The 24,157-nt window shown below is 64.2% G+C and carries 23 protein-coding genes, 1 tRNA gene and 2 pseudogenes; 18 read left to right on the forward strand and 8 right to left on the reverse strand.

Going from position 1 to position 24,157, the window contains the following annotated elements:
- Positions 1 to 79 precede the first annotated feature (79 nt).
- From X771_RS160690 to X771_RS160675, 4 genes are all read left to right on the forward strand, one after another.
- On the forward strand, positions 80 to 1,483 hold the full coding sequence (locus X771_RS160690) for a lipopolysaccharide biosynthesis protein (RefSeq protein ID WP_023686686.1): 1,404 nt from the start codon (positions 80 to 82) through the stop codon (positions 1,481 to 1,483).
- Complete coding sequence (locus X771_RS160685; RefSeq protein WP_023673759.1) at positions 1,483 to 2,763, forward strand: GNAT family N-acetyltransferase; 1,281 nt, start codon at positions 1,483 to 1,485, stop codon at positions 2,761 to 2,763. Before X771_RS160690 ends, X771_RS160685 begins: the two co-directional genes overlap by 1 nt.
- Before the next feature lie 75 nt (positions 2,764 to 2,838).
- Complete coding sequence (locus tag X771_RS160680; protein WP_023686687.1) at positions 2,839 to 3,990, forward strand: YncE family protein; 1,152 nt, start codon at positions 2,839 to 2,841, stop codon at positions 3,988 to 3,990.
- A 139-nt stretch (positions 3,991 to 4,129) separates the two neighbouring features.
- Positions 4,130 to 4,705, forward strand: a complete 576-nt coding sequence (locus X771_RS160675; protein WP_023673757.1) for a cation transporter — start codon at positions 4,130 to 4,132, stop codon at positions 4,703 to 4,705.
- Between the two features lie 188 nt (positions 4,706 to 4,893).
- Here the strand turns inward: X771_RS160675 and X771_RS160670 are convergent.
- Positions 4,894 to 4,978: transfer RNA gene (locus X771_RS160670), tRNA-Leu, on the reverse strand.
- 205 nt (positions 4,979 to 5,183) lie between these two features.
- Between X771_RS160670 and X771_RS160665 the strand changes: the two genes are divergently transcribed.
- Positions 5,184 to 5,768 carry a YqaA family protein gene (locus tag X771_RS160665; RefSeq protein ID WP_023673756.1) on the forward strand — a complete coding sequence of 195 codons (585 nt, stop codon included), beginning with the start codon at positions 5,184 to 5,186 and terminating at the stop codon, positions 5,766 to 5,768.
- A gap of 62 nt (positions 5,769 to 5,830) precedes the next feature.
- Positions 5,831 to 6,349, forward strand: a complete 519-nt coding sequence (locus X771_RS160660) for a disulfide bond formation protein B (RefSeq protein WP_023686688.1) — start codon at positions 5,831 to 5,833, stop codon at positions 6,347 to 6,349.
- Positions 6,350 to 6,632: 283 nt separating this feature from the next.
- Here the strand turns inward: X771_RS160660 and X771_RS160655 are convergent, their stop codons facing one another.
- Together X771_RS160655 and X771_RS160650 are read right to left on the reverse strand one after the other, a co-directional pair.
- The gene (locus X771_RS160655; protein WP_008874122.1) at positions 6,633 to 7,190 is read right to left on the reverse strand and encodes an HNH endonuclease; all 558 of its coding nucleotides are present in this window, start codon (positions 7,188 to 7,190) and stop codon (positions 6,633 to 6,635) included.
- Between the two features lie 128 nt (positions 7,191 to 7,318).
- Positions 7,319 to 7,960 carry a DNA-3-methyladenine glycosylase gene (locus X771_RS160650; RefSeq protein WP_023685318.1) on the reverse strand — a complete coding sequence of 214 codons (642 nt, stop codon included), beginning with the start codon at positions 7,958 to 7,960 and terminating at the stop codon, positions 7,319 to 7,321.
- Between the two features lie 74 nt (positions 7,961 to 8,034).
- On the opposite strand from X771_RS160650, the gene gluQRS reads away from it, so the two are divergent.
- The gene (gene gluQRS / locus X771_RS160645) at positions 8,035 to 8,910 is read left to right on the forward strand and encodes a tRNA glutamyl-Q(34) synthetase GluQRS (RefSeq protein ID WP_023686689.1); all 876 of its coding nucleotides are present in this window, start codon (positions 8,035 to 8,037) and stop codon (positions 8,908 to 8,910) included.
- Here gluQRS and X771_RS160640 read toward each other — a convergent pair whose 3' ends face one another.
- Entirely contained in the window at positions 8,911 to 9,198 is a 288-nt protein-coding gene (locus X771_RS160640; protein ID WP_023671677.1) for a hypothetical protein, read from the reverse strand.
- A 219-nt stretch (positions 9,199 to 9,417) separates the two neighbouring features.
- On the opposite strand from X771_RS160640, the gene X771_RS0133275 reads away from it, so the two are divergent.
- Positions 9,418 to 10,293 carry a DMT family transporter gene (locus X771_RS0133275; protein ID WP_031195766.1) on the forward strand — a complete coding sequence of 292 codons (876 nt, stop codon included), beginning with the start codon at positions 9,418 to 9,420 and terminating at the stop codon, positions 10,291 to 10,293.
- Here the strand turns inward: X771_RS0133275 and X771_RS0133280 are convergent.
- The gene (locus X771_RS0133280) at positions 10,290 to 11,141 is read right to left on the reverse strand and encodes a YihY/virulence factor BrkB family protein (protein ID WP_023671675.1); all 852 of its coding nucleotides are present in this window, start codon (positions 11,139 to 11,141) and stop codon (positions 10,290 to 10,292) included. The genes X771_RS0133275 and X771_RS0133280 overlap by 4 nt on opposite strands.
- Before the next feature lie 60 nt (positions 11,142 to 11,201).
- Here X771_RS0133280 and X771_RS160635 point away from each other — a divergent pair, with 60 nt between their 5' ends.
- The 7 genes from X771_RS160635 (at position 11,202) to X771_RS160605 (ending at position 16,627) form a co-directional block, all read left to right on the forward strand.
- Entirely contained in the window at positions 11,202 to 12,068 is an 867-nt protein-coding gene (locus X771_RS160635) for an SDR family oxidoreductase (RefSeq protein ID WP_084566707.1), read from the forward strand.
- Positions 12,069 to 12,092: 24 nt separating this feature from the next.
- Entirely contained in the window at positions 12,093 to 12,284 is a 192-nt protein-coding gene (locus X771_RS160630) for a twin transmembrane helix small protein (RefSeq protein ID WP_023671673.1), read from the forward strand.
- A 19-nt stretch (positions 12,285 to 12,303) separates the two neighbouring features.
- Positions 12,304 to 12,885: a cob(I)yrinic acid a,c-diamide adenosyltransferase gene (locus X771_RS160625; protein WP_023671672.1), complete on the forward strand. Its 582-nt coding sequence runs from the start codon at positions 12,304 to 12,306 to the stop codon at positions 12,883 to 12,885.
- A gap of 29 nt (positions 12,886 to 12,914) precedes the next feature.
- Positions 12,915 to 13,715: a rhomboid family intramembrane serine protease gene (locus X771_RS160620; protein WP_023685321.1), complete on the forward strand. Its 801-nt coding sequence runs from the start codon at positions 12,915 to 12,917 to the stop codon at positions 13,713 to 13,715.
- Between the two features lie 214 nt (positions 13,716 to 13,929).
- Complete coding sequence (locus X771_RS160615) at positions 13,930 to 14,679, forward strand: electron transfer flavoprotein subunit beta/FixA family protein (protein ID WP_023686691.1); 750 nt, start codon at positions 13,930 to 13,932, stop codon at positions 14,677 to 14,679.
- A gap of 20 nt (positions 14,680 to 14,699) precedes the next feature.
- Positions 14,700 to 15,629 (forward strand): electron transfer flavoprotein subunit alpha/FixB family protein, encoded by a 930-nt coding sequence (locus tag X771_RS160610; protein WP_023686692.1) that lies wholly within the window; start codon positions 14,700 to 14,702, stop codon positions 15,627 to 15,629.
- Between the two features lie 119 nt (positions 15,630 to 15,748).
- The gene (locus X771_RS160605) at positions 15,749 to 16,627 is read left to right on the forward strand and encodes a 3-hydroxybutyryl-CoA dehydrogenase (RefSeq protein WP_023671668.1); all 879 of its coding nucleotides are present in this window, start codon (positions 15,749 to 15,751) and stop codon (positions 16,625 to 16,627) included.
- A gap of 27 nt (positions 16,628 to 16,654) precedes the next feature.
- Here the strand turns inward: X771_RS160605 and X771_RS160600 are convergent, their stop codons facing one another.
- From X771_RS160600 to X771_RS160595, 3 genes and pseudogenes are all read right to left on the reverse strand, one after another.
- A complete protein-coding gene (locus tag X771_RS160600; RefSeq protein ID WP_050587396.1) occupies positions 16,655 to 18,589 on the reverse strand; it encodes a PAS domain S-box protein in 1,935 nt (644 codons plus the stop codon).
- A gap of 202 nt (positions 18,590 to 18,791) precedes the next feature.
- A pseudogene (locus tag X771_RS01000000164665) lies at positions 18,792 to 19,506 on the reverse strand (NrsF family protein).
- A gap of 1 nt (position 19,507) precedes the next feature.
- Positions 19,508 to 20,059, reverse strand: a complete 552-nt coding sequence (locus X771_RS160595; protein ID WP_023685326.1) for a sigma-70 family RNA polymerase sigma factor — start codon at positions 20,057 to 20,059, stop codon at positions 19,508 to 19,510.
- Between the two features lie 204 nt (positions 20,060 to 20,263).
- Between X771_RS160595 and X771_RS160590 the strand changes: the two genes are divergently transcribed.
- From X771_RS160590 to X771_RS160585, 3 genes and pseudogenes are all read left to right on the forward strand, one after another.
- On the forward strand, positions 20,264 to 21,271 hold the full coding sequence (locus tag X771_RS160590; protein ID WP_023685327.1) for an iron ABC transporter substrate-binding protein: 1,008 nt from the start codon (positions 20,264 to 20,266) through the stop codon (positions 21,269 to 21,271).
- Between the two features lie 154 nt (positions 21,272 to 21,425).
- Positions 21,426 to 23,065, forward strand: a pseudogene (locus X771_RS01000000164670) (iron ABC transporter permease).
- Positions 23,062 to 24,144: an ABC transporter ATP-binding protein gene (locus X771_RS160585; protein WP_023686694.1), complete on the forward strand. Its 1,083-nt coding sequence runs from the start codon at positions 23,062 to 23,064 to the stop codon at positions 24,142 to 24,144. Before X771_RS01000000164670 ends, X771_RS160585 begins: the two are co-directional and overlap by 4 nt.
- Positions 24,145 to 24,157 lie beyond the last annotated feature (13 nt).

Raw genomic sequence — 24,157 nt, forward strand, 5'->3', positions numbered from 1 at the left:
CGCACCTGCCCACCCTTTCTTAAGGTGTTTCGGATACATCGAAAGCTTGGAAACAGGCGGAAAACGGAGAGACATCGGGGTGCGCTTTTCCGCGGCGACGACGGCCGGGCGGTTCTTGCCGCAGCGCTTGGCGTTGCGCATGGGGCCGCTGCTTGGCCGGATCGATGCGGTGCTGTTCACCGCCGACGAGCGCGGCGAAGCCGGGCGCATGTCGCTGATCGCCTTTGCCATCCGCATCGTCAGCGCCGTCATCGCCTTCATCAGCCAGGTGCTGATGGCGCGCTGGATGGGCTCGTTCGAATACGGAATCTTCGTCCTCGTCTGGGTGACGATGGTCATCGTCGGCAACCTCGCCTGCCTCGGCTTCCACACTTCGGTGATCCGCTTCATCCCCGAATACCGCGAACGCAACATGCTCGCCGAACTGCGCGGCATCGTGGTCGCCAGCCGCCTGTTCGTGCTGATTGCCTCGACCGCGATCGCCGGGCTTGGCGCACTGGGCGTCTGGCTGTGCGCGAACTGGATCGAGAGCTACTATGTAATGCCCTTCATCCTCGGCCTGTTCTGCCTGCCGATGATCGCCATGGGCGATCTGCTGCAAGGCCAGTCACGCGCCAATTCCTGGGCGTTGTTTGCGTTGTCGCCGACCTATCTGGTGCGGCCGGTGCTGATCCTGGCGCTGATGGCGCTGATGCTGGCAATGGGCTATGCGCCCGACGCCAGGACAGCGATCTTCGCCTCGATCGCCGCCACCTACGCCACCACGCTCGGCCAGCTCATCGGCGTGACCACGCGCATGGGCAGGAATATCCCGTCCGGGCCGATGAAGGTGCATTTCGCCGAGTGGTTCATCGTCTCGCTGCCGATCTTCCTGGTCGAAAGCTTCTTCTTCCTGCTCACCAACGCCGACGTGCTGATGGTCGGCGCCTATCTCCAGCCCAATGACGTCGCCGTCTATTTCGCCACCGTCAAAACGCTGGCGCTGGTGCATTTCGTTTATTTCTCCGTCAAGGCCGGCGTCGCCCAGCGTTATGCGCAGTTCACCCATGGCGAACCGGAAAAGCTCGCCGCCTTCGCCCGCGAGACCGTGTCGTGGACGTTCTGGCCGTCGCTGCTGATGGCGCTGCTGGTGCTGGCGCTCGGCGAACCGATGCTGGTGCTGTTCGGGCCCGAATTCACCGACGGCTATCCGCTGCTGTTCCTGCTGGTGTTCGGCGTCGTGGCGCGCGCCGCCGTCGGCCCTTGCGAAAGCCTGTTGACGATGAGCGGCAACCAGAACATCTGCGCCGCCGTCTATGCCATGACGCTGGCCTTCAACATCGGCCTCAACGTGGTGCTGATCCCGCTCTTTGGCCTGTGGGGGGCGGCGATCGCCACCAGCCTCGCCATGGTCTTCGAGGCCAGCGCCCTGTCCTTCACCGTCTGGCGCAAGCTCGGCATCGTCATGCTGATCTTCGTGCCCGCTGCCGAGGAAGCCGCCTGATGGCCGCCATCCCGCTGATCGAGGAAACCAGCGGCGGTCCGGCCGGCGCCATGGTGTCCGGCCTTGCCGGCCTGGCGCGCGACGCCGATCCGGCGCACCTTGAGATCCTCGCCAACAACCGGCCGCTGCGCAAGCTGGCGATCTATCCGGCTTCGGCCGGCTTCGAACTGGTCGAGGAACTCGACTATCTGTGCACCCGCACGATCGAGCCCAACGTTTTCTTCAACCCGCGCTTTCTGGCGCCGGCCATGCCCAGGCTGGAAGATCGCGAGGTCAAGCTGGCGGTGATCCGCGACGGCGACGAATACCGCAACCGGCTGCGCCTGCTGGTGCCGTTCTCGGTCGAACGGCCGGCCGTGCCGCTCGGCGTTCCGGTGATGCGCACCTGGTCGAGCCCGTTCGGCCCGATCGGCACGCCGCTGGTCGACCATGACGACCCGATCGGCGTCGTCGAGGATTTCTTCGGCATGCTGTCGCGGCCGCATCTGAAGCTGCCGAAGGTCTTCGTGCTGCCCGACATGCGCCTCGACGGCCCATTGGCCAGCGTGCTGGCCACCGTTGCCGAGACGCGCGGCCTGACAATGGTCACCACCGGCAAGGCGGACCGGCCGGTGCTCGAAAGCACCCTCGACGGCGAGGCCTATTTGAAAGCATCGCTGCGCGCGCACCACTACCGCGAATTCCGCCGCCTGAAACGGCGCCTGGGGGATCTCGGCAGGCTGGAACATATCGTGGCGCGGGGACCGGACGAAATCCGCCACGCCATCGAAAGTTTCCTGACGCTGGAGGCGGCCGGCTGGAAGGGCCGCGAGCGCACCGCCATGGCCATCGACCGCTACCGCGCCGCCTTTGCCCGCGAAGCCGTGCACCGGCTGGCCGAGCACGACATGTGCCGCATCCATTCGCTGACGCTGGACGGCCGCACGATCGCCTGCCTGGTCGTCTTCGTCGAAGCCGGCGTCGCCTACACCTGGAAGACCGCCTATGACGAGACGCTGGCGACCTATTCGCCGGGCACGCTGCTGATGATCGAGGTGACCAGGCAGCATCTCGACGACCCCAACATCATGATGACGGATTCCTGCGCCGTGCCCGACCACCCGGTGATGAGCCGGCTGTGGAGCGAGCGCAAGCCGATGGGCTCGCTGGTGATCGGACTGACGCCGGATGCCGACCGCCTCGCCCGCCAGGCCGCCTCGCAGCTGCATCTCTACCGCGAGACCCGCAACATGGCCCGTCTGCTGCGCAACCGCGTGAAGAGTTTGCTGGGACGGCGATAGCCACTGGATCAACGGCAAGACACCAGCTATGGCTCCGGCGGCAATTTCGGCCGGCCTTCACGACAAGCCATCCTGATGATCAGAACCTTTTTGCGTCACGCCGGTCCCCGTGCGGCCTTTTTGCTGCTTGCGCTGCTGCCTGTCCGCGCCTGGGCCGATAGCTGTCCCGAGGATTGCAGCGAGCCCGCGCCGTCCATCAACATCTACAGCCACACCGCCGCCAGCCATCTCGGCCCGGCCACGCTGGGTGCACTGCCGCGCGTCTATGTGCCGAACCGCTCCTCCAACAGCGTCACGGTGATCGACACCATGACACTCAAGGAAGTCGACAGGTTCCCGGTCGGCAGCAAACCGCAGCACGTCGTGCCGTCCTGGGACCTGAAGACGCTCTGGGTCGCCAACAATGGCACCGGCAAGAACGGCAGCCTGACGCCGATCGACCCGATGACCGGCAAGCCCGGCCCGCAGATCGCCGTGGACGATCCCTACAATTTGTATTTCATGCCGGGCGCGGCCATCGTCGTCGACGAAGCCCTGGAGCGGCTCGATTTCCGCGATCCTCACACCATGGCGCTAATGTCGAGCCTGCCGACGCCCACTTGCCCCGGCATCAACCACGCCGAATTCTCGGTCGACGGGGCCTACGCGATCTTCACCTGCGAATACGGCAATGGCGGATTGGCAAAGATCGACCTGAAGAACCAGAAGGTGCTTGGCCATCTCGACTTCTCGAAAATGGGCATGCCGCAGGACATCCGCCTCTCGCCCGACGGCAAGGTTTTTTACGTCGCCGACATGATGAATGACGGCGTGTTCCTCGTCGATGGCGACAGTTTCAAGGAGATCGGCTTCATCCCGACCGGCATCGGCGCCCATGGCTTCGTCGTCAGCCGCGACGGCAAGCGGCTCTATGTCTCGAACCGGGGCTCGCACAAGATGGAGCAGGGCCAGGCAAAGGGACCGGGCAGCGTGACGGTGATCGACTTCGCCACCCGCGCGGTCGTCACGCAATGGCCGATCCCCGGCGGCGGCAGCCCCGACATGGGCAATGTCAGCGCCGACGGCAAACAACTATGGCTGTCCGGCCGCTTCGACAGTGCCGCCTACATGATCGACACGACATCGGGCGCGGTGACCAAGTTTCGGGTTGGCTCAGAGCCGCACGGCCTGACGGTGTGGCCGCAACCGGGACGGTATTCCCAAGGCCATACGGGGAATATGCGCTAAGTCCGTGTTCGAGGCGCGGCTCGAACGCAAAAGGTCGCAAGGGCAACCGCCCATCGGCCGGGACCCGGAACGAGCAGGGGCTTTCCTTGGAAACCGCGAAGCTGTAGCTCCACACACTGGTTTCGGATACTGCCAGAAGATGAACCTTCGCCGCATCGTCCTCATCGTCGCGCTTCTCAATCTTGCCTATTTCGGGATCGAGTTCGCTGTGGCGCTCGCCATTGGATCAGTGTCCCTGTTCGCCGACAGCATCGACTTTCTTGAAGATGCTTCCGTGAACCTCCTTATCCTGCTCGCACTTGGGTGGTCTGTGCGCTCCCGTGCGCGGGTGGGGATGGCATTGGCGCTCATCCTTCTCATGCCGGGTCTGGCAACGCTCTGGACGGCTTGGGAGAAGTTCAACGTGCCGGTGCCGCCGCAGCCCATCGCCTTGACCTTGGCGGGACTTGGCGCCCTCGCCGTCAACCTGTCCTGTGCCTACATGCTGGCCGCGCACCGGCATCGTGGCGGCAGCCTCACAAAGGCGGCCTTCCTGTCGGCCCGCAACGACGCCTTGGCCAACATCGCCATTATTGCCGCAGGGTTGGTCACGGCCTTGCTCTGGCATTCCGCGTGGCCCGATTTGGCGGTGGGATTGGGGATCGCGGTCATGAACGCCGACGCGGCCCGCGAAGTGTGGGAAGCTGCCCGTGAAGAACACCGTGCGGCGGCCTGAGAGCACGTAGAGCTTGGCTACCGGCCGCCGCTGATTGGCGCTATCGCTGTCATCCTCAGCAGCCGCGGTTGGCTCTGTGTTCGAGGCACTGTTCGAACCCGGAGGGTTCGCAAGGGCGACCGCCCGTCGGCCGGTCAGGCCGCCCCATCGGAGCCCGTGAGCGAAGCGAACTGGCGTGAGATAAAAAATGGTGCCCCTAGCCGGAATCGAACCAGCACTCCTTGCGGAACTCGATTTTGAGTCGAGCGCGTCTACCAATTCCGCCATAGGGGCTCAGGCCCAAAGGCCTGGATGGGCGCGGACTATACGGTTGGAGGCCTGTTCGTCAACTGGCCAAATGCGCCGCCGTGCCCTGCTTGCGGCAAAAGCCCGCCTTTCTGTTTCATGAAGCTCCTGCCATTGTGCGGCGCGGGAAATCTTTCTAAACAGACGCGCATCAAAGCGCGTTGCGTGTGGCAACCTGCATCCAGGAGAGCCGATGCTTCGCGGACTTTACGACTGGACCTTGTCGCTGGCGGCCCGCAAATCCGCCGAATGGTGGCTGGCCTTCATCGCTTTCGTCGAAAGCTCGGTGTTTTTCATACCTGCCGACGTCTTGTACCTGCCCATGGCGTTGGCGCGGCCCGAACGCGCCTATCGGTACGCGCTGACCGCCACCGTTGCGTCCGTGCTGGGCGGCATTGCCGGCTGGCTGATCGGTTACTATGCCTACGACACGATAGCACGGCCGATGCTGGAGCACTTTGGCGGCCTTGACGCGTTCGAGAGGTGGCAGTCGGCCGGCACCGGGCTGATGCTGGTGCTGCTCGTCACATCGGGTGCCGCCCACCTGCCGCCGATCAAGGTGGTCACCATTCTGGCAGGCGCCCTCCACGTCAATCTTTTCGTCTTCATCGTCTCCGCCATCCTGGCGCGTGGCGCTCGTTTCCTGCTTCTTGCCTGGCTGCTGCGCCGCTATGGCGAAGAGATCAAGGAATTCATCGAGAAGCGTTTGGGATTGATCGTCGGCGCCGGCGCCGCCGCCCTGATTTTGCTCTATATCGTCGTCAAATACGCCTTCTGACCGCCCAAGGCGGGCGGTGGGTCAGGACTATGCCGGCGGACGGCGAATTCAACGGACGAAACATGACAGCCACGATGACAGCCGATACCGGACGCCAGCGGACGCGCACCGCTTTGTTTCTCGCCGTCGCCATGGCCGCCACGGTCGGCTCCGCGCTCGCCTTCCAGCACATAGGCGGCTACATCCCCTGCCATCTGTGCCTGGAGCAGCGCACGCCCTATTATATCGGCGCCCCGCTGATGCTGCTGGCGGTGATCGCCTCGATGTTCAGCGCACCCGCATGGCTGACGCGCGGCCTGCTTGCCGTCGGCGGCCTGCTGATGCTCTACGGGCTCTATCTCGGCGTCTATCATTCTGGCGTCGAATGGGCCTGGTGGCAGGGCCCGGCCGATTGCACGGCCGGCGCCGGCCCGGTCGACACCGGCGGCAAGGGCGTGCTCGACGCGCTCGACAAATTCGTGCCGCCATCCTGCGACAAGGCAGCCCTTCGTATCCTCGGCCTGTCGCTGGCCGGCTGGAACGCCATAGCCAGCTTCATCCTCGCCGCCGTCGCCTTCCGCGGCGCGCTGGCGCGCGACTGATCTAGCGACGCGAGAAACAGAACTCGCACCGCCCATTCTGCGGCTGGGCTTGAACGGTTGCGCCGCCCCTCATTGCCCTGCCGGGCATTTCTCCCCGTATAGCGACTGGGAGAAAGACACTTTCATCCATGCTTTCGCCAATTTTCAACGTTGCAGAACGAGCGCCGAGGTTGCAGCCAATTCCCTTTTCCCCGTCACTATAGGGGGAGAAGGTGGCGGCAGCCGGATGAGGGGCAGCACCTGACATCGGCGATTGCCCTGGCAAGGCCGATCGCGCCAATCCCTACGGCTCCAACTCCACATCCCAGTAGAGATAATCCATCCAGCTTTCATGCAGATGGTTGGGCGGGAACAGCCGGCCATTGTTGTGCAGGTCGTGCACGGTCGGCTGGTATGGCTTCTGCAGCGGCCACATCTTGGCGTGCGCCGGCATCATGCCGCCCTTCCTCAGATTGCAGGGTGAACAGGCGGCCACGACATTCTCCCACGTCGTGGCCCCGCCGCGATGGCGCGGGATGACGTGGTCGAAGGTCAGATCCTCGGGCGTGCCGCAATACTGGCACTGGAAGCGGTCGCGCAGGAACACGTTGAAGCGGGTGAATGCCGGGTGCCTCGACGGCTTCACATAGGCCTTCAGGCTGACGACGCTGGGCAGCTTCATCGAAAAGGTCGGCGAAGACACCGCATGCTCGTATTCGGCGACGATGTTGACCCGGTCGAGGAACACCGCCTTGATGGCGTCCTGCCAGGACCAGAGCGACAAGGGGTAATAGCTGAGCGGACGGTAATCCGCATTCAGCACCAGCGCAGGAAGCCCATCCGGAGATACGGCAACCGTCACCTTGTTGACCTCCTCGTTCTAGAACCGATCGGCGCGGATACTGTAAGCCCGACATGACAGGGATGTGAAGCGGATTGTCATCAGCCAAAAGCGGCAAAAATGCAGGATTTTCATGCTTTTTTACGGTTTCAGGCCGGAGGTGCTGCGTCCCGGCCCCTGGTTTCGCGATAATAGGACCAGAAAAGCCGCGATGCGACGCCTCGCCACGGGCTCCATGATTCGGCCAGGGCGATCAGCGTTTTCTCCGGCGGACGCGGCTCTATGCCGAGCGCGTGGCCAACCGCGCTCTGCAGCGCGACGTCGCGCGCGGGGAAAATATCGGGGTGGCCGGCGGCAAACAGGAGATAGACTTCCGCCGTCCACGGGCCGATGCCCGGCACCGCGATCATAGCCGCGATCGCCTCTTCGGCGTCGAGCGAACAGAGGTGATGCAGGTCGAGCCCCTCAACCACGGCCTGCGCAACCGCGATCAGACCGCGCTGCTTCGGCCGCGACAGCCCAGCCTCACGAAACATGTCCTCGCCGGCGGCAAGGATCGCCTGCGGCGTTAGCGGATCGACCAGTTTCACCAGCCGGCCGAAAATGGCATCGGCGCTCGCACGGGATACTTGTTGCGAAACGATAATGGAGGCCAGGCTTCGAAAGCCGGGCTCCGACAGCCGCAGCGGCACCTCGCCGGCCATGCCGCGCACCTTTTCCAGGCGCGGATCGATTGCGCAAAGCGCATCCAGCCCGCGCGCAATATCGTCCAGTGTCGCGATGCGTTGCATGTTTTCTTGTTCCTGAACCGACCTCACGGTAGCAATTGGCAAAACCGCTGCACAACCCGATTGCCGCTTGTGAGATGACGCTCCTGACATTCCGCTTCGCGCCGAGCCCGAATGGCGAACTGCATCTCGGCCATGCCTATTCGGCACTGCTCAACCAGCAACTGGCGCGTGCGGCCGGCGGCCGCCTGCTGCTGCGCATCGAGGACATCGACACGATCCGCTGCACGCCTGAATTCGAGGCCGGCATCTTTCGCGACCTCGAATGGTTAGGTCTCGAATGGGAACAGCCGGTGCGGCGCCAGGCCGAGCATTTCTCCGACTATCAGGCCGTGCTCGACCGGCTGGTCCGCGAAGAACTCGTCTACCCTGCCTTTATGAGCCGTGGCGAGATCAGGGCCTTCATCGCCGACAGCGAAAAGCGCGGCCGCGGCTGGCCGCGCGACCCGGACGGCGTGCCGCTTTATCCCGCCGCCGACAAGGCGCTGCCGGTCAGCGAACGCAACCGCCGCATCGCCGAAAATGCGCCCTTCGCCTGGCGCCTCGACATTGATGCAGCGCTGGCGCGCGTCGGCACGGATTTGTCCTGGCGCGAATTCACCAACGAGACGCTTTCGGCGACGCAGCGAGTCGAGGCGCGTCCGCAGGACTGGGGCGACGTCATTCTGGCGCGCCGCGACATCCCGACCAGCTATCACCTGGCCGTGGTCGTTGACGACGCTCTGCAAGGCGTCAGCCATGTCGTGCGTGGCCGCGACCTTTATTCCGCGACCGGCATCCAGCGCCTGCTGCAGGAACTGCTCGGCCTCGGCCAGCCGCAGTATTTCCACCACCGTCTCATACTCGGACCGGATGGGCGCAAACTGTCGAAGAGTTTTGCTGATACCGGCCTTGCCGCGCTGAGGCCGGCAGGCATGTTGCCGGACGATGTCAGGCGGCTGGTCGGGCTCTGACTAAAGCCGGGCCAGCCCCGCCTTGAGCAGCGCCAACGCGCCTATAAACGCGAAGGCGCCGCCCAGTCCCCAGGCAACCGCGAGCTTCAGATCTCTCAGGACGATGCCATGTTCGTTCGCGGCCATGACCGCGGCGAAAAAGCCGAGCGTGAACAGCAATGTGTTGCCGGTCGACCCAAAACCGTCCTCCTGCATGATGGCGTCGAGCGCTGAACCGAAGAAGAAGCCGAACACGGCCACACTGGCCACCGTCATCAAAAGCCAGCTTGTGTCGAGATGCAACAGCATGCGCGCTCCCTGTCGAAGCCAAAACGCCATGTCGCCGGATCCATCGACAGAAGTCGATTGCCCTGACGCCGCCCTTTGAATTCGGCCACCTCCTACATCAGGATGAGCTTATGTACCAATTGTTTCGCTTTGCTTGCCGGATTGAACCGCATTAGAGCAATTGCCGTATTTGTCTCTTCACCGAATCGGACCTCTCCACCGGAAACGGCTTCCCCGAAAATGCACAGTCTCAAGCGGTTCATCCCCGCCTCGTTTGTCGTCCTGTGGGCGACAGGTTTCATCGGCGCGCGCTACGCCATGCCCTGGGCGGAGCCCTTCACCTTTCTGGCGGCCCGCTTTGTCATCGCCGCCTTGCTGCTTGCCGGGCTGATGCTCGTGCTTGGCTCGAAGCGAGCCACAAGGGCAGAAGCGCTTCACGCCACGGTCGCCGGCATCCTCATGCATGGCATCTATCTCGGCGCCGTGTTCTGGGCGATCCACAGGGGCATGCCCGCCGGGCTTTCGGCGCTGATCGTCGGCCTGCAACCGCTGATCACCGCCGTGCTTGCCGGCCGGTTCCTCGGCGAGGACATCCTGCCGCGCCACTGGGCCGGCCTTGCCGTCGGCCTTGTGGGAGTGATCATCGTGCTGTGGCCGAAGCTCGGCGCTCTCGGCGGCGGCGTTACGCCCGAAACCCTGACGGCGTCGCTGGTCTCGGTGCTGGGCATGAGCGCCGGGACCATCTGGCAGAAGCGCTATGCCTCGGGTGGCGACCTGGTGGCGGCGACGATGTGGCAATATATCGGCGGCGGCTCGCTGATGATCCTGGCTTCGCTGGCACTGGAGACCCACACGGTGATCATCAACGGCGAACTGATCTTCGCCATGGCCTGGCTGGTCCTGGTGCTGTCGATCGGCGCCATCTTCCTGCTGATGGTGATGATCCGCGACGGCGAGATGTCGAAGGTCGCGTCGCTGTTCTACCTGGTGCCGGCCGTCACCGCTGTCATCGCCTGGGCGCTGTTCGGCGAACAGCTCAGCCTCGTGCAGATCGTCGGCATGGCAATCGCGACGCTCGGCGTCGGGCTGGCCACGGCTCGGCCAGCCAAAACCTAGCTGCCGACCCGTGCGCGCGCTTCGAGAAAGCGGCTGATCGCCGCATTGAGTTCGCCGCCGAGGATGAAGATCGCCGACAGCATATAGAGGAAAACCACGGCGATCATGATCGAGGCGAGGCCGGCATAGGTCGTCACATAGGACGAGAAATGGTCGAGGTAGGTCGCGAACATCGTCGAGCCGACAAGCCACGCAGCCAGAGTGAAGATGATGCCAGGCACCAGCGAGACAAAGCGGCGCTTGCCCGCCGGCAGCCAGTAGTGGACGGCAAACAAGCCACCAATGATGACGGTTGAGGCGATGACGTAGCGCCACAGCGTGATCGTGCCCGTATAGGGTTTGATCCACTCGAAATGAGCTTCCGCCAGCCGCGCCAGCAAAGGCGCAAAGACCAGGAGCACGCTGATCGCCAGGAAACCGGCCGTCGCGATCAGCACGAAGAAAATGCTCTGCACCCGGCGGTAGATGATGCCGCGCGTTTCGGCGACGCGGTAGGCGCGGTTGAGCGAGGTGCGCAGCGCCTCGATGCCGTTGGAGGCGAAATAGGCCGCCAGAAGCACGCCGTAGGTCAAAAGATCGGTGCGCCGCACGGTCAGCACGTTGAGCACCTCGCGCGCGATAGGCTTGGCGATCTGTTCGGGCCAGGTGTCGAAGACCAGGTGCACGGCAGTATCGGCGAACGCCTGCGCACCGAGGAAGCTCGCCAGCGTGGTGGCGAAGATCAGGAACGGGAACAGCGCCATCAGCGAAGTGATCGCCAGATGGCTGGCCATGGCCCAGCCGTCATCGGTGTTGAAATGGCCAAGCGCGTCATAGAGCACGCGGCGCAGCACGACGATATTCCGCATCAAGAGCCGCGTTCCCTTCGATTGTCTCGACGCCGCGAATATGGGAAGGGATTGTGGCAAATGGCAACCCTTGCTCAAACCACGATGCCGCCTGCCAAAGAGTTGCGCACCATCATCGTCACCGGCGCCTCGTCCGGGATAGGCGCCCACTGCGCCCGTGCGCTGAAGGCGGATGGCTGGCGCGTGTTTGCAACGGCGCGCAAGCCGGATGACATAGCCGCACTTGAAGCCGACGGCATCGAGGCCTTTTATCTCGACTACCGTGAGCCGGATTCCATCGCAGCACTTGCGGCATCGGTGCTGGAGCGGACAGGCGGACGCCTCGACGCCCTGTTCAACAACGGCGCCCATGCACAGCCCGGCGCCGTGGAAGACCTGCCGGTTGCGGCATTGCGCGAGCAGTTCGAGGCCAATTTCTTCGGCTGGCACGACCTCACCCGACGCATCGTACCGGTAATGCGTCGCCAGGGACATGGCCGCCTCGTTCATTGTTCCTCGATCCTTGGGCTAGCGCCGGTGCCTTTTCGCGGCGCCTACTCAGCCTCCAAGCACGCGCTCGAAGGCCTGATGCTGTGCATGCAGCAGGAACTCAGGGGCAGCGGCATCCATGTCTCGCTGATCGAACCGGGGCCGGTGACCTCGAAAATGGCCAGCAACGGGCTGTTCTGGTTCCTGAAAAACATCGACCACGAGAATTCCGTCCACCACGTCGCCTATGCCGCGCAGCTGGCGCGGCTTCGGGCCGGCGGCAGCTCATCACGGCTGAAAAAGGGGCCGGAGGTGGTCTATGCGGCCTTGCGCCATGCACTTCTGTCGCGGCGCCCGCGCCCGCACTATGTGGTAACAGTGCCGGCCAGGATTGGCGTGATGCTCAAGCGCATCCTGCCGGCATCGATGCTCTACCGCGTTCTGGCCGGACGCGCCTGATCGCAACAGAACTGGGAACAGATCATGGCAACCGTCATCAAAGTCCTCCTCGTCCTCGTGATGGTCGCCGTGGTGATCGTGCTTGTCCGCGGCCTCATCAACATGATGCGCGGCGGCTCCGGTGTGAGCTCGAACAAGCTGATGCAGGCACGCGTGCTGCTGCAGGCGCTGGCGTTGGCACTGATCCTGCTGGTGGTGTATTTCACCCGCAAGTGACGGCCGTTCGGGAGGCGACGTGGTCAAGCTCAACAAGATCTACACCCGCACCGGCGATGACGGCACCACTGGCCTCGGCACCGGTGAACGCAGGCTGAAATCCGACCTGCGCGTCGATGCCTACGGCACCGTCGATGAAGCCAATGCCTGCATCGGTATCGCCCGCCTGCACACAGCGGCAAGTTATCCCGCCATCGACGCCATGCTGTCCCGCATCCAGAACGATTTGTTCGACCTCGGCGCCGATCTCGCCGTGCCCGACGACGGCAAGCCGCTGGGCTACGAGCCGCTGCGCATCATCGCCTCGCAGACCGACCGCGTCGAAAAGGATATCGACCTTCTCAACAAGGATCTGCAGCCGCTCAAATCCTTCGTGCTCAATGGCGGCACGCCGGCGGCGGCAGCACTTCATCTTGCCCGCACCGTGGCGCGACGGGCCGAGCGGATCATGGTGGCGCTGGCGCAGGACCCGGCCGAACATGTCAATCGCGAGGGGCTGAAATACATAAACCGCGTCTCGGACTTTCTGTTCGTCGCCGCTCGTGCGGTCAATGACAACGGAAATGCCGACGTGTTATGGGTGCCCGGCAAGAACCGCTGAATTTTCGAAGGCGGGAAAGGGCTTGGGGCATGTTCATCCCGCTTTACGACTCCAACAGGTTGCGCCACATCCGGCTGCAATATGTGACGATCGGCCTGATCGCGGTCAACGCGCTTGTGTTTCTCATCACCACGATCGGCGGCGAAAATTTCAACAACGCAGCCGTGCTCGGCTTCGGCTTCATTCCTTCGGTTGTCCACGACACGGCAGAACTCTCGCCCCAATTCGTCGTCATTCCCGAGAGCCTGAGTTACCTTACCTATGCCTTCCTGCATGCCGATATCTTTCATCTCGGCGGCAACATGCTGTTCCTGTGGGTGTTCGGCGATAATGTCGAGGACGCACTCGGCCACATCCGCTACCTCATCTTCTACCTGCTTTGCGCCATCGCCGGCGCCTTCTTCCAGGGGCTCGTCGCCTGGAGTTCGGAGGTTCCGCTGATCGGTGCCTCCGGCGCCATTGCCGGCGTCGTCGCCGCCTATCTGGTCCTCTACCCCCGGGTGAAAGTGTGGGTGCTGGTCTTTGCCCGGATTCCGCTGCGTATCCCGGCCTTCATCCCGCTGATCCTGTGGATCGGCTTCCAGGTGGTGATGTTTGCCGCCGGCGGCGAAAACCAGATATCCTGGGCCTGCCATATTGGCGGCATCATTGCCGGTGGCGTGCTGGTGCTCATTATGCGCAGCCGCGGCGTGCCGCTGCTCGCCGGTGGCGACGGCGAGCCGCAACCCGCCGATCAGCCAGCCGCTTCTACTGGGCCGGCGCCAGCCGGTCCCGCTCCCGTGCAACCTGAGACGCGTTGGGGCCGGGGTGGCGCTTCCGGTCACAAGTGAACCGATTTGGGTGGTTTGGCCGCTGCCGTGGCATATTGACGTGTTGCGTCGCCACAACTACGGAGAGCGCCACCGCTAGGCGGCAGAAGACCAGAATTCGTCCGGCCAGGATTCCGTTTGGCCGGAATTCAGTCAGGAATGTCGGCTTTCGACAACTCTGCGGAGGCGCACGCTGCTATAGCGCGCCCGGATATCTCAGGAGAGGTGACAGACAATGAAGATCCTTGTGCCCGTGAAGCGGGTTGTGGATGCGAACGTCAAGGTTCGCGTCAAGGCCGATGGTTCGGCGGTGGAACTCGCCAACGTCAAGATGGCGATGAACCCGTTCGACGAGATCGCGGTGGAAGAGGCGCTCCGGCTGAAGGAAGCCGGCAAGGCCGAAGAGATCATCGTCGTTTCGGTCGGCCCGCAGCAGGCGCAGGAAACGCTCCGCACCGCGCTCGCCATGGGCGCCGACCGCGCCATCCTGGTCAAGACCGACGAGCAGACCGAGCCGCTCGGCGTCGCCAAGGTGCTGAAGGGCGTCGTTGACGCCGAACAGCCCGGTCTCGTGATCCTCGGCAAGCAGGCGATCGATGATGACTCGAACCAGACCGGCCAGATGCTGGCCGCCCTGCTCGGCTGGGCACAGGGCACTTTCGCCTCCAAGGTCGTGATCGACGGCGACAAGGCCAAGGTGACGCGCGAAGTCGACGGCGGCCTGCAGACGGTGGAACTGAAGATGCCGGCGATCATCACCGCCGATCTTCGCCTCAACCAGCCGCGCTATGCCTCGCTGCCCAACATCATGAAGGCCAAGAAGAAGCCGCTCGACGAAAAGAGCCCGGCCGATTACGGCGCCGACGTCAAGCCGCGCCTGAAGGTGCTCAAGACCGAGGAGCCCAGCGGCCGCAAGGCGGGCGTGAAGGTCAAGAGCGTCGCCGAACTGGTCGACAAGCTGAAGAACGAAGCCGGCGTGCTCTGAGACTGGAAGGAACAGATAAAATGACCATTCTCCTCATCGCAGAACACGACAACGCAACTCTTTCCGACCAGACCGCCAAGGCGCTCTCGGCGGCGCTGCAGATCGGTTCGGACGTGCATGTGCTGGTCGCCGGCAAAGGCGCCAAGGGCGCGGCCGACGCCGCCGCCAAGCTCGAGGGCGTGAGCAAGGTGCTGCTGGCCGAGGCCGACGAACTGGCCGAGCGCCTCGCCGAACCGCTCGCCGCACTCGTTGTCTCGCTGGCCGGCGCCTACGACACCATAATCGCGCCGGCGACCTCGTCGGGCAAGAATGTCGCGCCGCGCGTGGCGGCCCTGCTCGATGTCGCGCAGGTGTCGGAAATCATCGAAGTGATTTCGCCCGATACCTTCAAGCGTCCGATCTATGCCGGCAACGCCATCCAGACGGTGCAGTCGAGCGACGCCAAGAAGGTGATCACCGTGCGGACCGCTTCCTTCCAGGGCGCGCCCGAAGGCGGTTCGGCCGCGGTCGAGACGATCCAGGCAGCGTCCAATCCGGGCCTGTCCACCTTCGTCGAGAACAGGCTGTCGGAGACCGACCGTCCGGAGCTGACCTCGGCCAAGATCATCATTTCGGGCGGCCGCGCGCTCGGCTCCTCGGAAAAGTTCCAGGAAGTCATTCTGCCGGTCGCCGACAAGCTCGGTGCAGCCGTCGGCGCCTCGCGCGCTGCCGTCGACGCCGGCTACGCCCCGAATGACTGGCAGGTCGGCCAAACCGGCAAGGTCGTGGCGCCGGACCTCTATATTGCCGTCGGCATTTCCGGCGCCATCCAGCACCTTGCCGGCATGAAGGATTCGAAGGTCATCGTCGCCATCAACAAGGACGAGGAGGCGCCGATCTTCCAGGTTGCCGATTATGGCCTCGTCGGCGACCTGTTCGTCATCCTGCCGGAACTGCAAAAGGCGCTTTGACGCTCTCTGCCAAAGCGTATTAAATTGTGAAAGGGTGGGGTAGACGAAGCTACCCCACCCTTTTAGTTTGCACTGCACAAAAAGCAGGCCGCAAGGCCTTTTCGACGGGATCGCTGCAAATGGCCAAGATCGAGACGATCGGCATCATCGGCGCCGGCCAGATGGGCGGCGGCATCGCGCATGTATCAGCACTTTCGGGTTTCAAGGTGCTGATCTACGACGTCTCGCCCGACCGTATCGAGAAGGGCATTGCCACGGTCAGCGGCAACATGGCCCGTCAGGTCGGCTCCGGCAAGCTTGAGGAAAAGCTGCGTAACGAAGCGATGGCGCGCATTTCCGCAGCCCCCACCATGGCTGATCTCGCCGGTGCCGATCTGGTTATCGAGGCGGCGACCGAGGACGAGACGGTCAAGCGCAAGATTTACGCGCAGCTCTGTCCCCAGCTCAACCCGGAAGCCATTCTGGCGACCAACACCTCGTCGATTTCGATCACCCGGCTTGCGGCGCAGACCGACCGTCCCGAGCGTTTCATCGGCATACATTTCATGAACCCCGTGCCGCTGATGAAGCTGGTCGAACTGGTGCGCGGCATCGCTACCGAGGATCAGACCTTCGAAGCGGCCAAGGCCTATGTGAAACAGCTCGACAAGACGATCACCGTCTCTGAAGATTTTCCGGCCTTCATCGTCAACCGCATTCTATTGCCGATGATCAACGAGGCGATCTACACGCTCTATGAGGGGGTCGGCTCGGTCGATGCCATCGACACCGCCATGCGGCTCGGCGCCAACCATCCGATGGGACCGCTGCAGCTCGCCGATTTCATCGGCCTCGACACCTGCCTGTCGATCATGCAGGTGCTGCATGACGGCCTGTCGGATTCGAAATATCGCCCCTGCCCGCTGCTGGTGAAATATGTCGAGGCCGGCTGGCTCGGCCGCAAGACCGGGCGCGGCTTCTACGATTATCGCGGCGAGCATCCGGTTCCGACGCGCTAACCACCAGACCGAAAGTTCCGTGCTACCTCAGGACGCCGCTGCAAGCGGCGGCTCTGCTTGGCCTCTTGACCCGGTATCGTCAGGCGCCACGGAAACACAGCCGCGGCCGGCGGCCTTGGCCGCATAGCAGGCAGCATCGGCCCGGGCGATGATCTCGTCGACTTCACCGCTGTTGCTGTGGATCGGCGCCAGCCCGATGCTGGCGTCTATCGCATGCGGCCGGCCGTCCCAGGTGAACTGCAGGGCGCGGATCGCTTCAATGATCGAGCGCGCGGCAATCCTGGCGCCGGCGCTCGAGCCGGCTTTCAGGACGACCGCGAATTCGTCGCCGCCGAGGCGAGCCACGATATCCTCCGGCCCAAGCGCACCGCGAATGGCCTCGGCAACCCGCTTCAGCAAGGCGTCGCCGGCGGCGTGGCCGCCAGTGTCGTTGACCAGCTTGAAATGATCGAGATCGATGAACATGAAATGATGCTCGCCCGCCGGCCTGGCCGTGCCGGCCTTGCGGCTCCGGTCGACCAGTTCCTCCATGGTGCGGATAAAGCTCGAACGGTTGGCAAGGCCGGTCAGCGCATCATGCGCGGCGGCATAGGCGAGTTGGCGCTGCAAGGCGCGCGCATCTGTGAAGTCCTGGAAGACGATGACCAGGCCGCAGAACTCCTGGCGGTCGTTCATGATCGGCGACACCACCTGGCGGATGCTGCAGCGCGTGTCGTCGCGACGGATGAGGACGGCGCGACTGTTCTGGTCGGCAGGGCTGGCGCTGCCGAGCGCCGGCCGCGTCATGCCGATCCTTTGCCCGGTTTCTTCGTCCACTGCCCAGTAGACATGGCCAAGCGTCTTGCCGAGCGCCTCCGCGCCAACAACGCCGGTGAGCTTTTCGGCGACAGGGTTCATGAAGGTGATGCGGTTTGCGGCATCGGTGCAGATGACGGCGTCGCCGATCGACTGCAGCGTCACCCTCAGCCGCTCCTTCTCGTCGGCCAGCATTGCCGCCGATACGATGAGGCTTTCCTCGGTTTGCTTGCGCTGGGTGATGTCGGTCAGGCTGCCGATGGCCCTGACCAACCTTCCGTCCTTGTCGCGTTCGAGCGTCTTGCCGCGATCAAGGATCCAGACCCAGTGGCCATCCTTGTGGCGCATCCGGAACTCGGCTTCGAAGAACGGTGTCCTGCCCTCCAGATGGGCACGATCGGCTTCGGCCACGTTTTCGCGATCGTCGGGGTGGATCATCGCCAGCCAGCGGTCGGGGTCGCCGTCCAGCTCGCCATCGGCATAGCCCAGCATCTTCACCCAGGTGGCGGAGTAGGTGGTGCCACCCTTGCGCATGTCGAGGTCCCAGACGCCTTGTCCGGCGCTGGCCAGGGCAAAATTCCAGCGCGTTTCGGCCTCGGCTATGCGCGCCTCGGATTGCTTGCGCGCGTCGATATCCTCGATCTGCGAGACCAGGTAGAGCGGGCTCCCGCTCTTCTCGTCGCGAATGACGGAACCGGCAAGATGGGCCCATACCGGCGTGCCGTCCTTCCTGAGGTAGCGCTTTTCGAAGTGGAAGGAGTTGACGGTGCCCGCCCGCATGCCGTCCATCGTCTCACGGCCGATCTGCACATCGTCGGGATGGGTGATCTGAAAGAAGGTCAGCGCCTCGATCTCCTGCTTGCTGTAGCCGAGCATGGCGGCGAAGGCCGGGTTGGTTTCGTGGATGCGGCCGTCGAGGCCGACAATGGCGATGCCGATCGCCGAATCCTCCATGGCGCGGCGGAAACGCTGCTCGCTTTCGGCGATCTGCCGGCGATCGTCCAGTATCCGGTAAATGAACAGGGCGGCGAGAATCAGCGCCACGGCGGCGACCGGCACCGATATCTGCAGGCATAGCTTCAGCACTTCGGCGCTGACATCGAGCCGCGACAGCAGGAGCGCGACCACGGCAGCGCAAAGCCCTCCGGCCGCAAGCACCAAAGCCACGTGACTGTCAGCCCGCAGGCTTTTTCGCTCTCGCCGCATCACTGTGCATGCCACCCCATGCGCAACACATTTCTGCAAAAAACACTGGATGATCGATTTTAAGGAAAGGTTGCGCCGGAGCCACCGGCAACACGGTGAACCCGCAAACAATTGCCGGCATGATTAAGGATCGGTGATTATTGGGCGATCTTGAACGGCCCGGTCACCAGCGCACGAAGAACCGTCCCCCGAGCGCGCCCAGACCGGCGAGGACGGCGATGGCGAGCGTGTACCAGGTGGCGACGAAAAGCGGCGAATCGTCGAAGCAGTGCGCGGCGTAGAAGGTCGCCGCCAGGCCGCCGGCGAGCAGTCCCGCGACCGCCCCGGCCAACACCGGCCGCGTCGGCGCGCCATAGCGCAGCATCCACAGGAAGACGGCAAGCGGGCCGATGCCGATCAGCGGGATGAAGCCCATGCAGATCATCATGTTGGAGCCGACCATGCNGGAAGACGGCAAGCGGGCCGATGCCGATCAGCGGGATGAAGCCCATGCAGATCATCATGTTGGAGCCGACCATGCGCGTGCTCCACATCGGCTCCGGCACCATGAACAGTTCGAGAGCCACCGCCACGGCCACCAGCAGCGGCGCCGCCAGCATCCAAGCCGCGGCTCTTGCCGTCGAAGCGCCCGGCGTCGACAACGCCCGGACCAGGCCAAAGGCGGTGACGGCGAGCACGATGGTGAACACGAACTTCGCCAGGAACCGCATCGTGTGCATGGCGGTCATTATGTCGGGACGCGGGCCGATGGTGAGAAAGAAGACCAGAGCCGCGATCACCGCCGCGGCTGCCGCCGCCATCAACCAGGCCGAGCGCAGCGGCATCGCCTTGCTGCTTGTGTCGGCGTCGAGTGCCTTGATGAGATCCTCCGTCCTCATGTCACTGCCGCCCGAAGCGCCCCTGCCCAAATCGCTTGGCGATCGCGGCAAGCCCGCGATGCAGCGACACCCGCACCGCCGTCTCGCTGACGCCGAGCGTGGCCGCCGTCTCGCCGATGGAGCGGCCGTCGACCGAGATCGAAGAAACGACGGAACGCTGCGCAGCCGGCAGTCCGTCCAGCGCCCGGTTGATGTCGCGTTCGCTGACGGTCTCGGTTTCCGGCTCGGCAAAGGTCTCGGCGATCTCGTCGATCTCGATTTCGATGCGCCGTCCGCGCCGCCGGAAAGCATCGATCAGCTTGAAGCGGGCTATCGCATAGATCCATGGCAACACCGGCGCGTCCTGGCGCCAGGTATGCCGTTTCACATGAATGGCCAGCAAGGTTTCCTGCACAACATCCTCGGGATCGACCCCGCCCTGTACGATCTTGCGCCTCGCAAAGCCGCGAACCAGCGCGGCGATCCGGTGCAAAAAGTCGGCGTAGGCCCTTTCATCTCCCGCGATCGCGGCCCGCATCAGCCGGGAAAGCTCGGCCTCATCCTTGCCGCTCACAAGAGTTCACTCCCCGATCTTCGCGCCTCGGCACCGATTTGTTACGTGTCCGGCGAAATGATGTCCAAGCCAAAGTGCCGCAAAATCACGAAAGTTTGCGGGAGCGGCGACCGATTGAAGCAGCCGAGCAATGTTGACTACTGCTGTCAGGTATCGATAGGTGCAGCCTGCGAAACCAGAACCACCGAGATTGAGGATGACGCCATGAGATACACGCTCTCCACCCTAGCGGGGGCCACAGCGCTGGCCGTGAGCATGATCGCCGGGCCGGCGATGGCCGCGGATGCCGGCATCATCGTCTACAACGCCCAGCATGAGAGCCTGGCCAAGGAATGGGTCGAAGGTTTCACCAAGGAAACCGGCATCAAGGTCACGCTGCGCAATGGCGGCGACAGCGATTTCTCCAACCAGATCGTCGCCGAGGGCGCTTCTTCGCCGGCCGACGTGTTCCTGACCGAAAACTCGCCGGCGATGACCCTGGTTGAAGCGGCGGGCCTTTTCGCGCCGGTCGACGCCGACACGCTGGCGCAAGTCCCGGCCGAATTCCAGCCGAGCAGCGGCAGATGGGTGGGTGTCGCGGCGCGCAGCACCGTCTTTGCCTACAACAAAACCAAGCTCACGGCCGAAAAGCTGCCCAAATCGATGCTCGATCTCGCCGATCCGAGCTGGAAAGGCCGCTGGGCAGCCTCGCCTTCCGGCGCCGATTTTCAGGCCATCGTCAGCGCGCTGCTCGAGCTCAAGGGCGAAGCCGCAACCGCCGACTGGCTGAAGGCCATGAAGGAGAATTTCACCGCCTACAAGGGCAACGGCACGGTGATGAAGGCGGTCAATGCCGGCGAGATCGAAGGCGGAATCATCTACCACTATTACTATTTCGGCGATCAGGCAAAGACCGGCGAAAACAGCAAGAACGTCGAACTGCATTATTTCAAGAACCAGGATCCCGGCGCTTTCGTCTCGATCTCCGGCGGCGGCGTGCTCGCCTCGAGCAAACACCCGAAGGAAGCCCAGGCGTTCCTCAAATGGGTGACCGGCAAAGGCGGCCAGGACGTGCTGAAGACCGGCACGTCCTTCGAATACGCTATCGGCAAGGACGCGCAGTCCAATCCCAAGCTGGTGCCGCTGGCCGACCTGCAGGCGCCGAAGGTCGATCCGGCGACACTGAACTCCAAAAAGGTGACCGACCTGATGACGGCAGCCGGCTTGCTTTAGTCCGCGTTCGTCCTAAAAGGGCAACGTTTGCGCTCCTGCGAGGCTTTCCGCAGGAGCGCTCTGTTTTCGGGATGGCTTCGTCCATGACGACATATTGCGTTTCCGGCCGCGCCTGCGGCGCCCCCGCCCCGGCGGCAGTGGCGCGGTCGAGCTGATGCAAACTGCGGTCGATCTCGCACGTTCAGGCCAGACAGTCGGGCGGTCCCGCCGGAAGCCCATGTCCTGGATCGCGCTTGCCGCCATAATTGTCTCGCTGCTGTCGCTGCTGCCGCTGGCGTTCATCATCTGGATCGGTGTGCAGATCGGCTGGGACACTGCTTCGGCCCTGGTCTTCCGGCCGCGCGTCGGCGAACTTCTGGTCAACACCGTGCTTCTGGTGGCGCTCACCGTGCCGATCGCCACCGTGCTGTCGGTGACGCTGGCATGGCTGACCGAGCGCAGCGACCTGCCCGGCGCCCGCCTGTGGGCTTGGCTGTCGGTGGCGCCGCTCGCCATCCCCGCCTTCGTGNCGACCTGCCCGGCGCCCGCCTGTGGGCTTGGCTGTCGGTGGCGCCGCTCGCCATCCCCGCCTTCGTGCATTCCTACGCCTGGATCACCATGGTGCCGACCTTGCACGGCCTGTGGGCCGGCGTGCTGGTCTCGGTTCTCGCCTATTTCCCGTTCCTCTATCTGCCGCTGGCGGCGGCTCTGCGCCGGCTCGATCCTGCTTTGGAGGACGCAGCCGCAGCACTCGGCCTTGGACCATGGCGGGTGTTTTGGCGTGTCGTGCTGCCGCAGCTGAGACTGGCCATTTGCGGCGGCGCGCTGCTGGTCGGCCTGCATCTGCTGGCCGAATACGGCCTCTACGTCTTCATCCGCTTCGACACTTTCACCACGGCGATCGTCGACCAGTTCCAGTCGACCTTCAACGGTCCCGCCGCCAACATGCTGGCCGGCGTCCTGGTGACTTGCTGCTTCGTGCTGCTCGCGCTGGAGGTGCTGGTGCGCGGCGAGGAACGCTATGCCCGCGTAGGCTCGGGTGCCGCGCGCCGCCAGCAGCGCACCAGGCTCGGTCGCGCCACCCTGCCCTGCCTGGCTCTGCCTGCCATCGCCACGCTTCTCGCCATCGGCGTGCCCTTCGTCACCATCGGCCGCTGGCTGGTCGCCGGCGGCGCCGATGTCTGGCGTTTGGACGAGATCGGCCTGGCGCTTGGCCAGACACTGTTCCTGGCGCTGGCCGGCGCCTTGCTTGCGACCATCGCCGCCATGCCGATGGCCTGGATCTCGATCCGCGCGCCGGGACCGCTGCAGCGGCTGCTCGAAGGCTGCAACTACATTGTCGGTTCGCTGCCCGGCGTGGTCATCGCGCTGGCCTTGGTCACCATTACCGTGCGCATCGCCATGCCGCTCTACCAGACGCTGTTCACAATCCTGGTCGCCTATGCCCTGATGTTCCTGCCGCGCGCCTTGATCAGCCTCAGAGCCTCGATCGCACAGGCGCCGGTCGAGCTCGAACGCGCCGCCGCCAGCCTTGGCCGGCCGCCGCTGAAGGCGCTTTGGTCGACAACGATTCGCCTGTCGGCGCCGGGGGCTGCGGCCGGCATGGCGCTGGTCGCGCTCGGCATCATCAACGAGCTGACCGCCACCCAGATGCTGGCGCCCAACGGCACGCGCACGCTGGCCATGGCGTTCTGGTCCTATAGCGGCGAGATCGACTATGCCTCCGCCGCCCCTTACGCCTTCATCATGGTGGCGATGTCGCTGCCGCTGACCTGGCTGCTCTATGTCCAGTCGAAACGGATGGCCGGGCGATGAGCTTTCTCGAAATCAGTGGCCTCACCAAGCACTACGGCCCGGTCGCAGCCCTTGCCGGCATCGAGCTCAGCGCCGCAAGCGGCAGTCGCACCGCGATCGTCGGCCCGTCCGGCTGCGGCAAGACGACGTTGCTGCGGCTGATCGCCGGCTTCGAGGCGCCCGACCAGGGCCGCGTCGTGCTCGACGGCGAGGTGCTGGCCAATGGCGGCCATGCGGTGCCGGCGCACCGCCGCGGCATCGGCCTGGTGGCGCAGGATGGCGCCCTGTTCCCGCATCTCAGCATCGGCGACAATATCGGCTTTGGCATGGCCCGCGGCGAGGACCAGCGCGCCGAGCGCATCGCCGAGCTCGCCTATACCGTCGGGCTGGACAAGGCGATCCTCAAGCGCCGCCCGCACCAGCTCTCCGGCGGCCAGCAGCAGCGCGTGGCGCTGGCCCGCGCCATGGCGATGAAGCCCAGGCTGATGCTTCTCGACGAACCGTTCTCGGCGCTCGACACCGGTCTGCGCGCCTCGATGCGCAAGGCGGTCGCCGAACTACTCGAAGCCGCCGGCATCACCACCATCCTGGTCACCCACGACCAGGCCGAGGCGCTGTCCTTCGCCAGCCAGGTGGCGGTCATGCGCGACGGAAAGTTCTCTCAGATCGGCACACCGCGAGAACTCTATCTGCAGCCGAAAGACCGCATGGTTGCCGAGTTTCTTGGCGACGCCATCATCTTGCCGGCAAAGATTTCAGGCGGCTTCGCCACCTCCTCGCTTGGTCGCATAGCCGTCGACTCGAAGGAGCGGCGCGACATCGCCCGCATCATGCTGCGACCGGAGCAGGTGCAGGTAAAGCGCACGTCGCGCGAAGGCATGTCGGGTCCTGCGGGCACGATATTCGCCGAGGTGACGGACTCGGAATTCGCAGGCTCGATGTGCACCATTGCCGTGCGGCTGTTGAACAACCCCGATCCGCCGGACGCCGCGGCGATCGGCAGCACACCGCTGACCTTACGCAAGCCGGGAATCGACGCACCTGCCGTCGGCGAGATCGTGCGTCTGACAGTTTCCGGCAAGGCGCATGTCTTCGCCTGAACTGCCGATGCGT

Origin of the sequence: Mesorhizobium sp. LSJC269B00 (assembly GCF_000502815.1) — a bacterium.
Classification (GTDB): Bacteria; Pseudomonadota; Alphaproteobacteria; order Rhizobiales; family Rhizobiaceae; genus Mesorhizobium.

Coding starts and splice junctions, on each gene's coding strand:
- X771_RS160650 (WP_023685318.1), bottom strand. CDS start 7,960: ATGCAACGCATCGCGACACTGGACGATATTGCGCGCGGGCTGGATGCG.
- X771_RS160680 (WP_023686687.1), top strand. CDS start 2,839: ATGATCAGAACCTTTTTGCGTCACGCCGGTCCCCGTGCGGCCTTTTTG.
- X771_RS160615 (WP_023686691.1), top strand. CDS start 13,930: ATGAAGATCCTTGTGCCCGTGAAGCGGGTTGTGGATGCGAACGTCAAG.
- X771_RS160590 (WP_023685327.1), top strand. CDS start 20,264: ATGAGATACACGCTCTCCACCCTAGCGGGGGCCACAGCGCTGGCCGTG.
- gluQRS (WP_023686689.1), top strand. CDS start 8,035: ATGACGCTCCTGACATTCCGCTTCGCGCCGAGCCCGAATGGCGAACTG.
- X771_RS160585 (WP_023686694.1), top strand. CDS start 23,062: ATGAGCTTTCTCGAAATCAGTGGCCTCACCAAGCACTACGGCCCGGTC.
- X771_RS160665 (WP_023673756.1), top strand. CDS start 5,184: ATGCTTCGCGGACTTTACGACTGGACCTTGTCGCTGGCGGCCCGCAAA.
- X771_RS160610 (WP_023686692.1), top strand. CDS start 14,700: ATGACCATTCTCCTCATCGCAGAACACGACAACGCAACTCTTTCCGAC.
- X771_RS160635 (WP_084566707.1), top strand. CDS start 11,202: ATGGCAACCCTTGCTCAAACCACGATGCCGCCTGCCAAAGAGTTGCGC.
- X771_RS0133275 (WP_031195766.1), top strand. CDS start 9,418: ATGCACAGTCTCAAGCGGTTCATCCCCGCCTCGTTTGTCGTCCTGTGG.
- X771_RS160605 (WP_023671668.1), top strand. CDS start 15,749: ATGGCCAAGATCGAGACGATCGGCATCATCGGCGCCGGCCAGATGGGC.
- X771_RS160660 (WP_023686688.1), top strand. CDS start 5,831: ATGACAGCCACGATGACAGCCGATACCGGACGCCAGCGGACGCGCACC.
- X771_RS160630 (WP_023671673.1), top strand. CDS start 12,093: ATGGCAACCGTCATCAAAGTCCTCCTCGTCCTCGTGATGGTCGCCGTG.
- X771_RS160640 (WP_023671677.1), bottom strand. CDS start 9,198: ATGCTGTTGCATCTCGACACAAGCTGGCTTTTGATGACGGTGGCCAGT.
- X771_RS160675 (WP_023673757.1), top strand. CDS start 4,130: ATGAACCTTCGCCGCATCGTCCTCATCGTCGCGCTTCTCAATCTTGCC.
- X771_RS0133280 (WP_023671675.1), bottom strand. CDS start 11,141: ATGCGGAATATCGTCGTGCTGCGCCGCGTGCTCTATGACGCGCTTGGC.
- X771_RS160620 (WP_023685321.1), top strand. CDS start 12,915: ATGTTCATCCCGCTTTACGACTCCAACAGGTTGCGCCACATCCGGCTG.
- X771_RS160685 (WP_023673759.1), top strand. CDS start 1,483: ATGGCCGCCATCCCGCTGATCGAGGAAACCAGCGGCGGTCCGGCCGGC.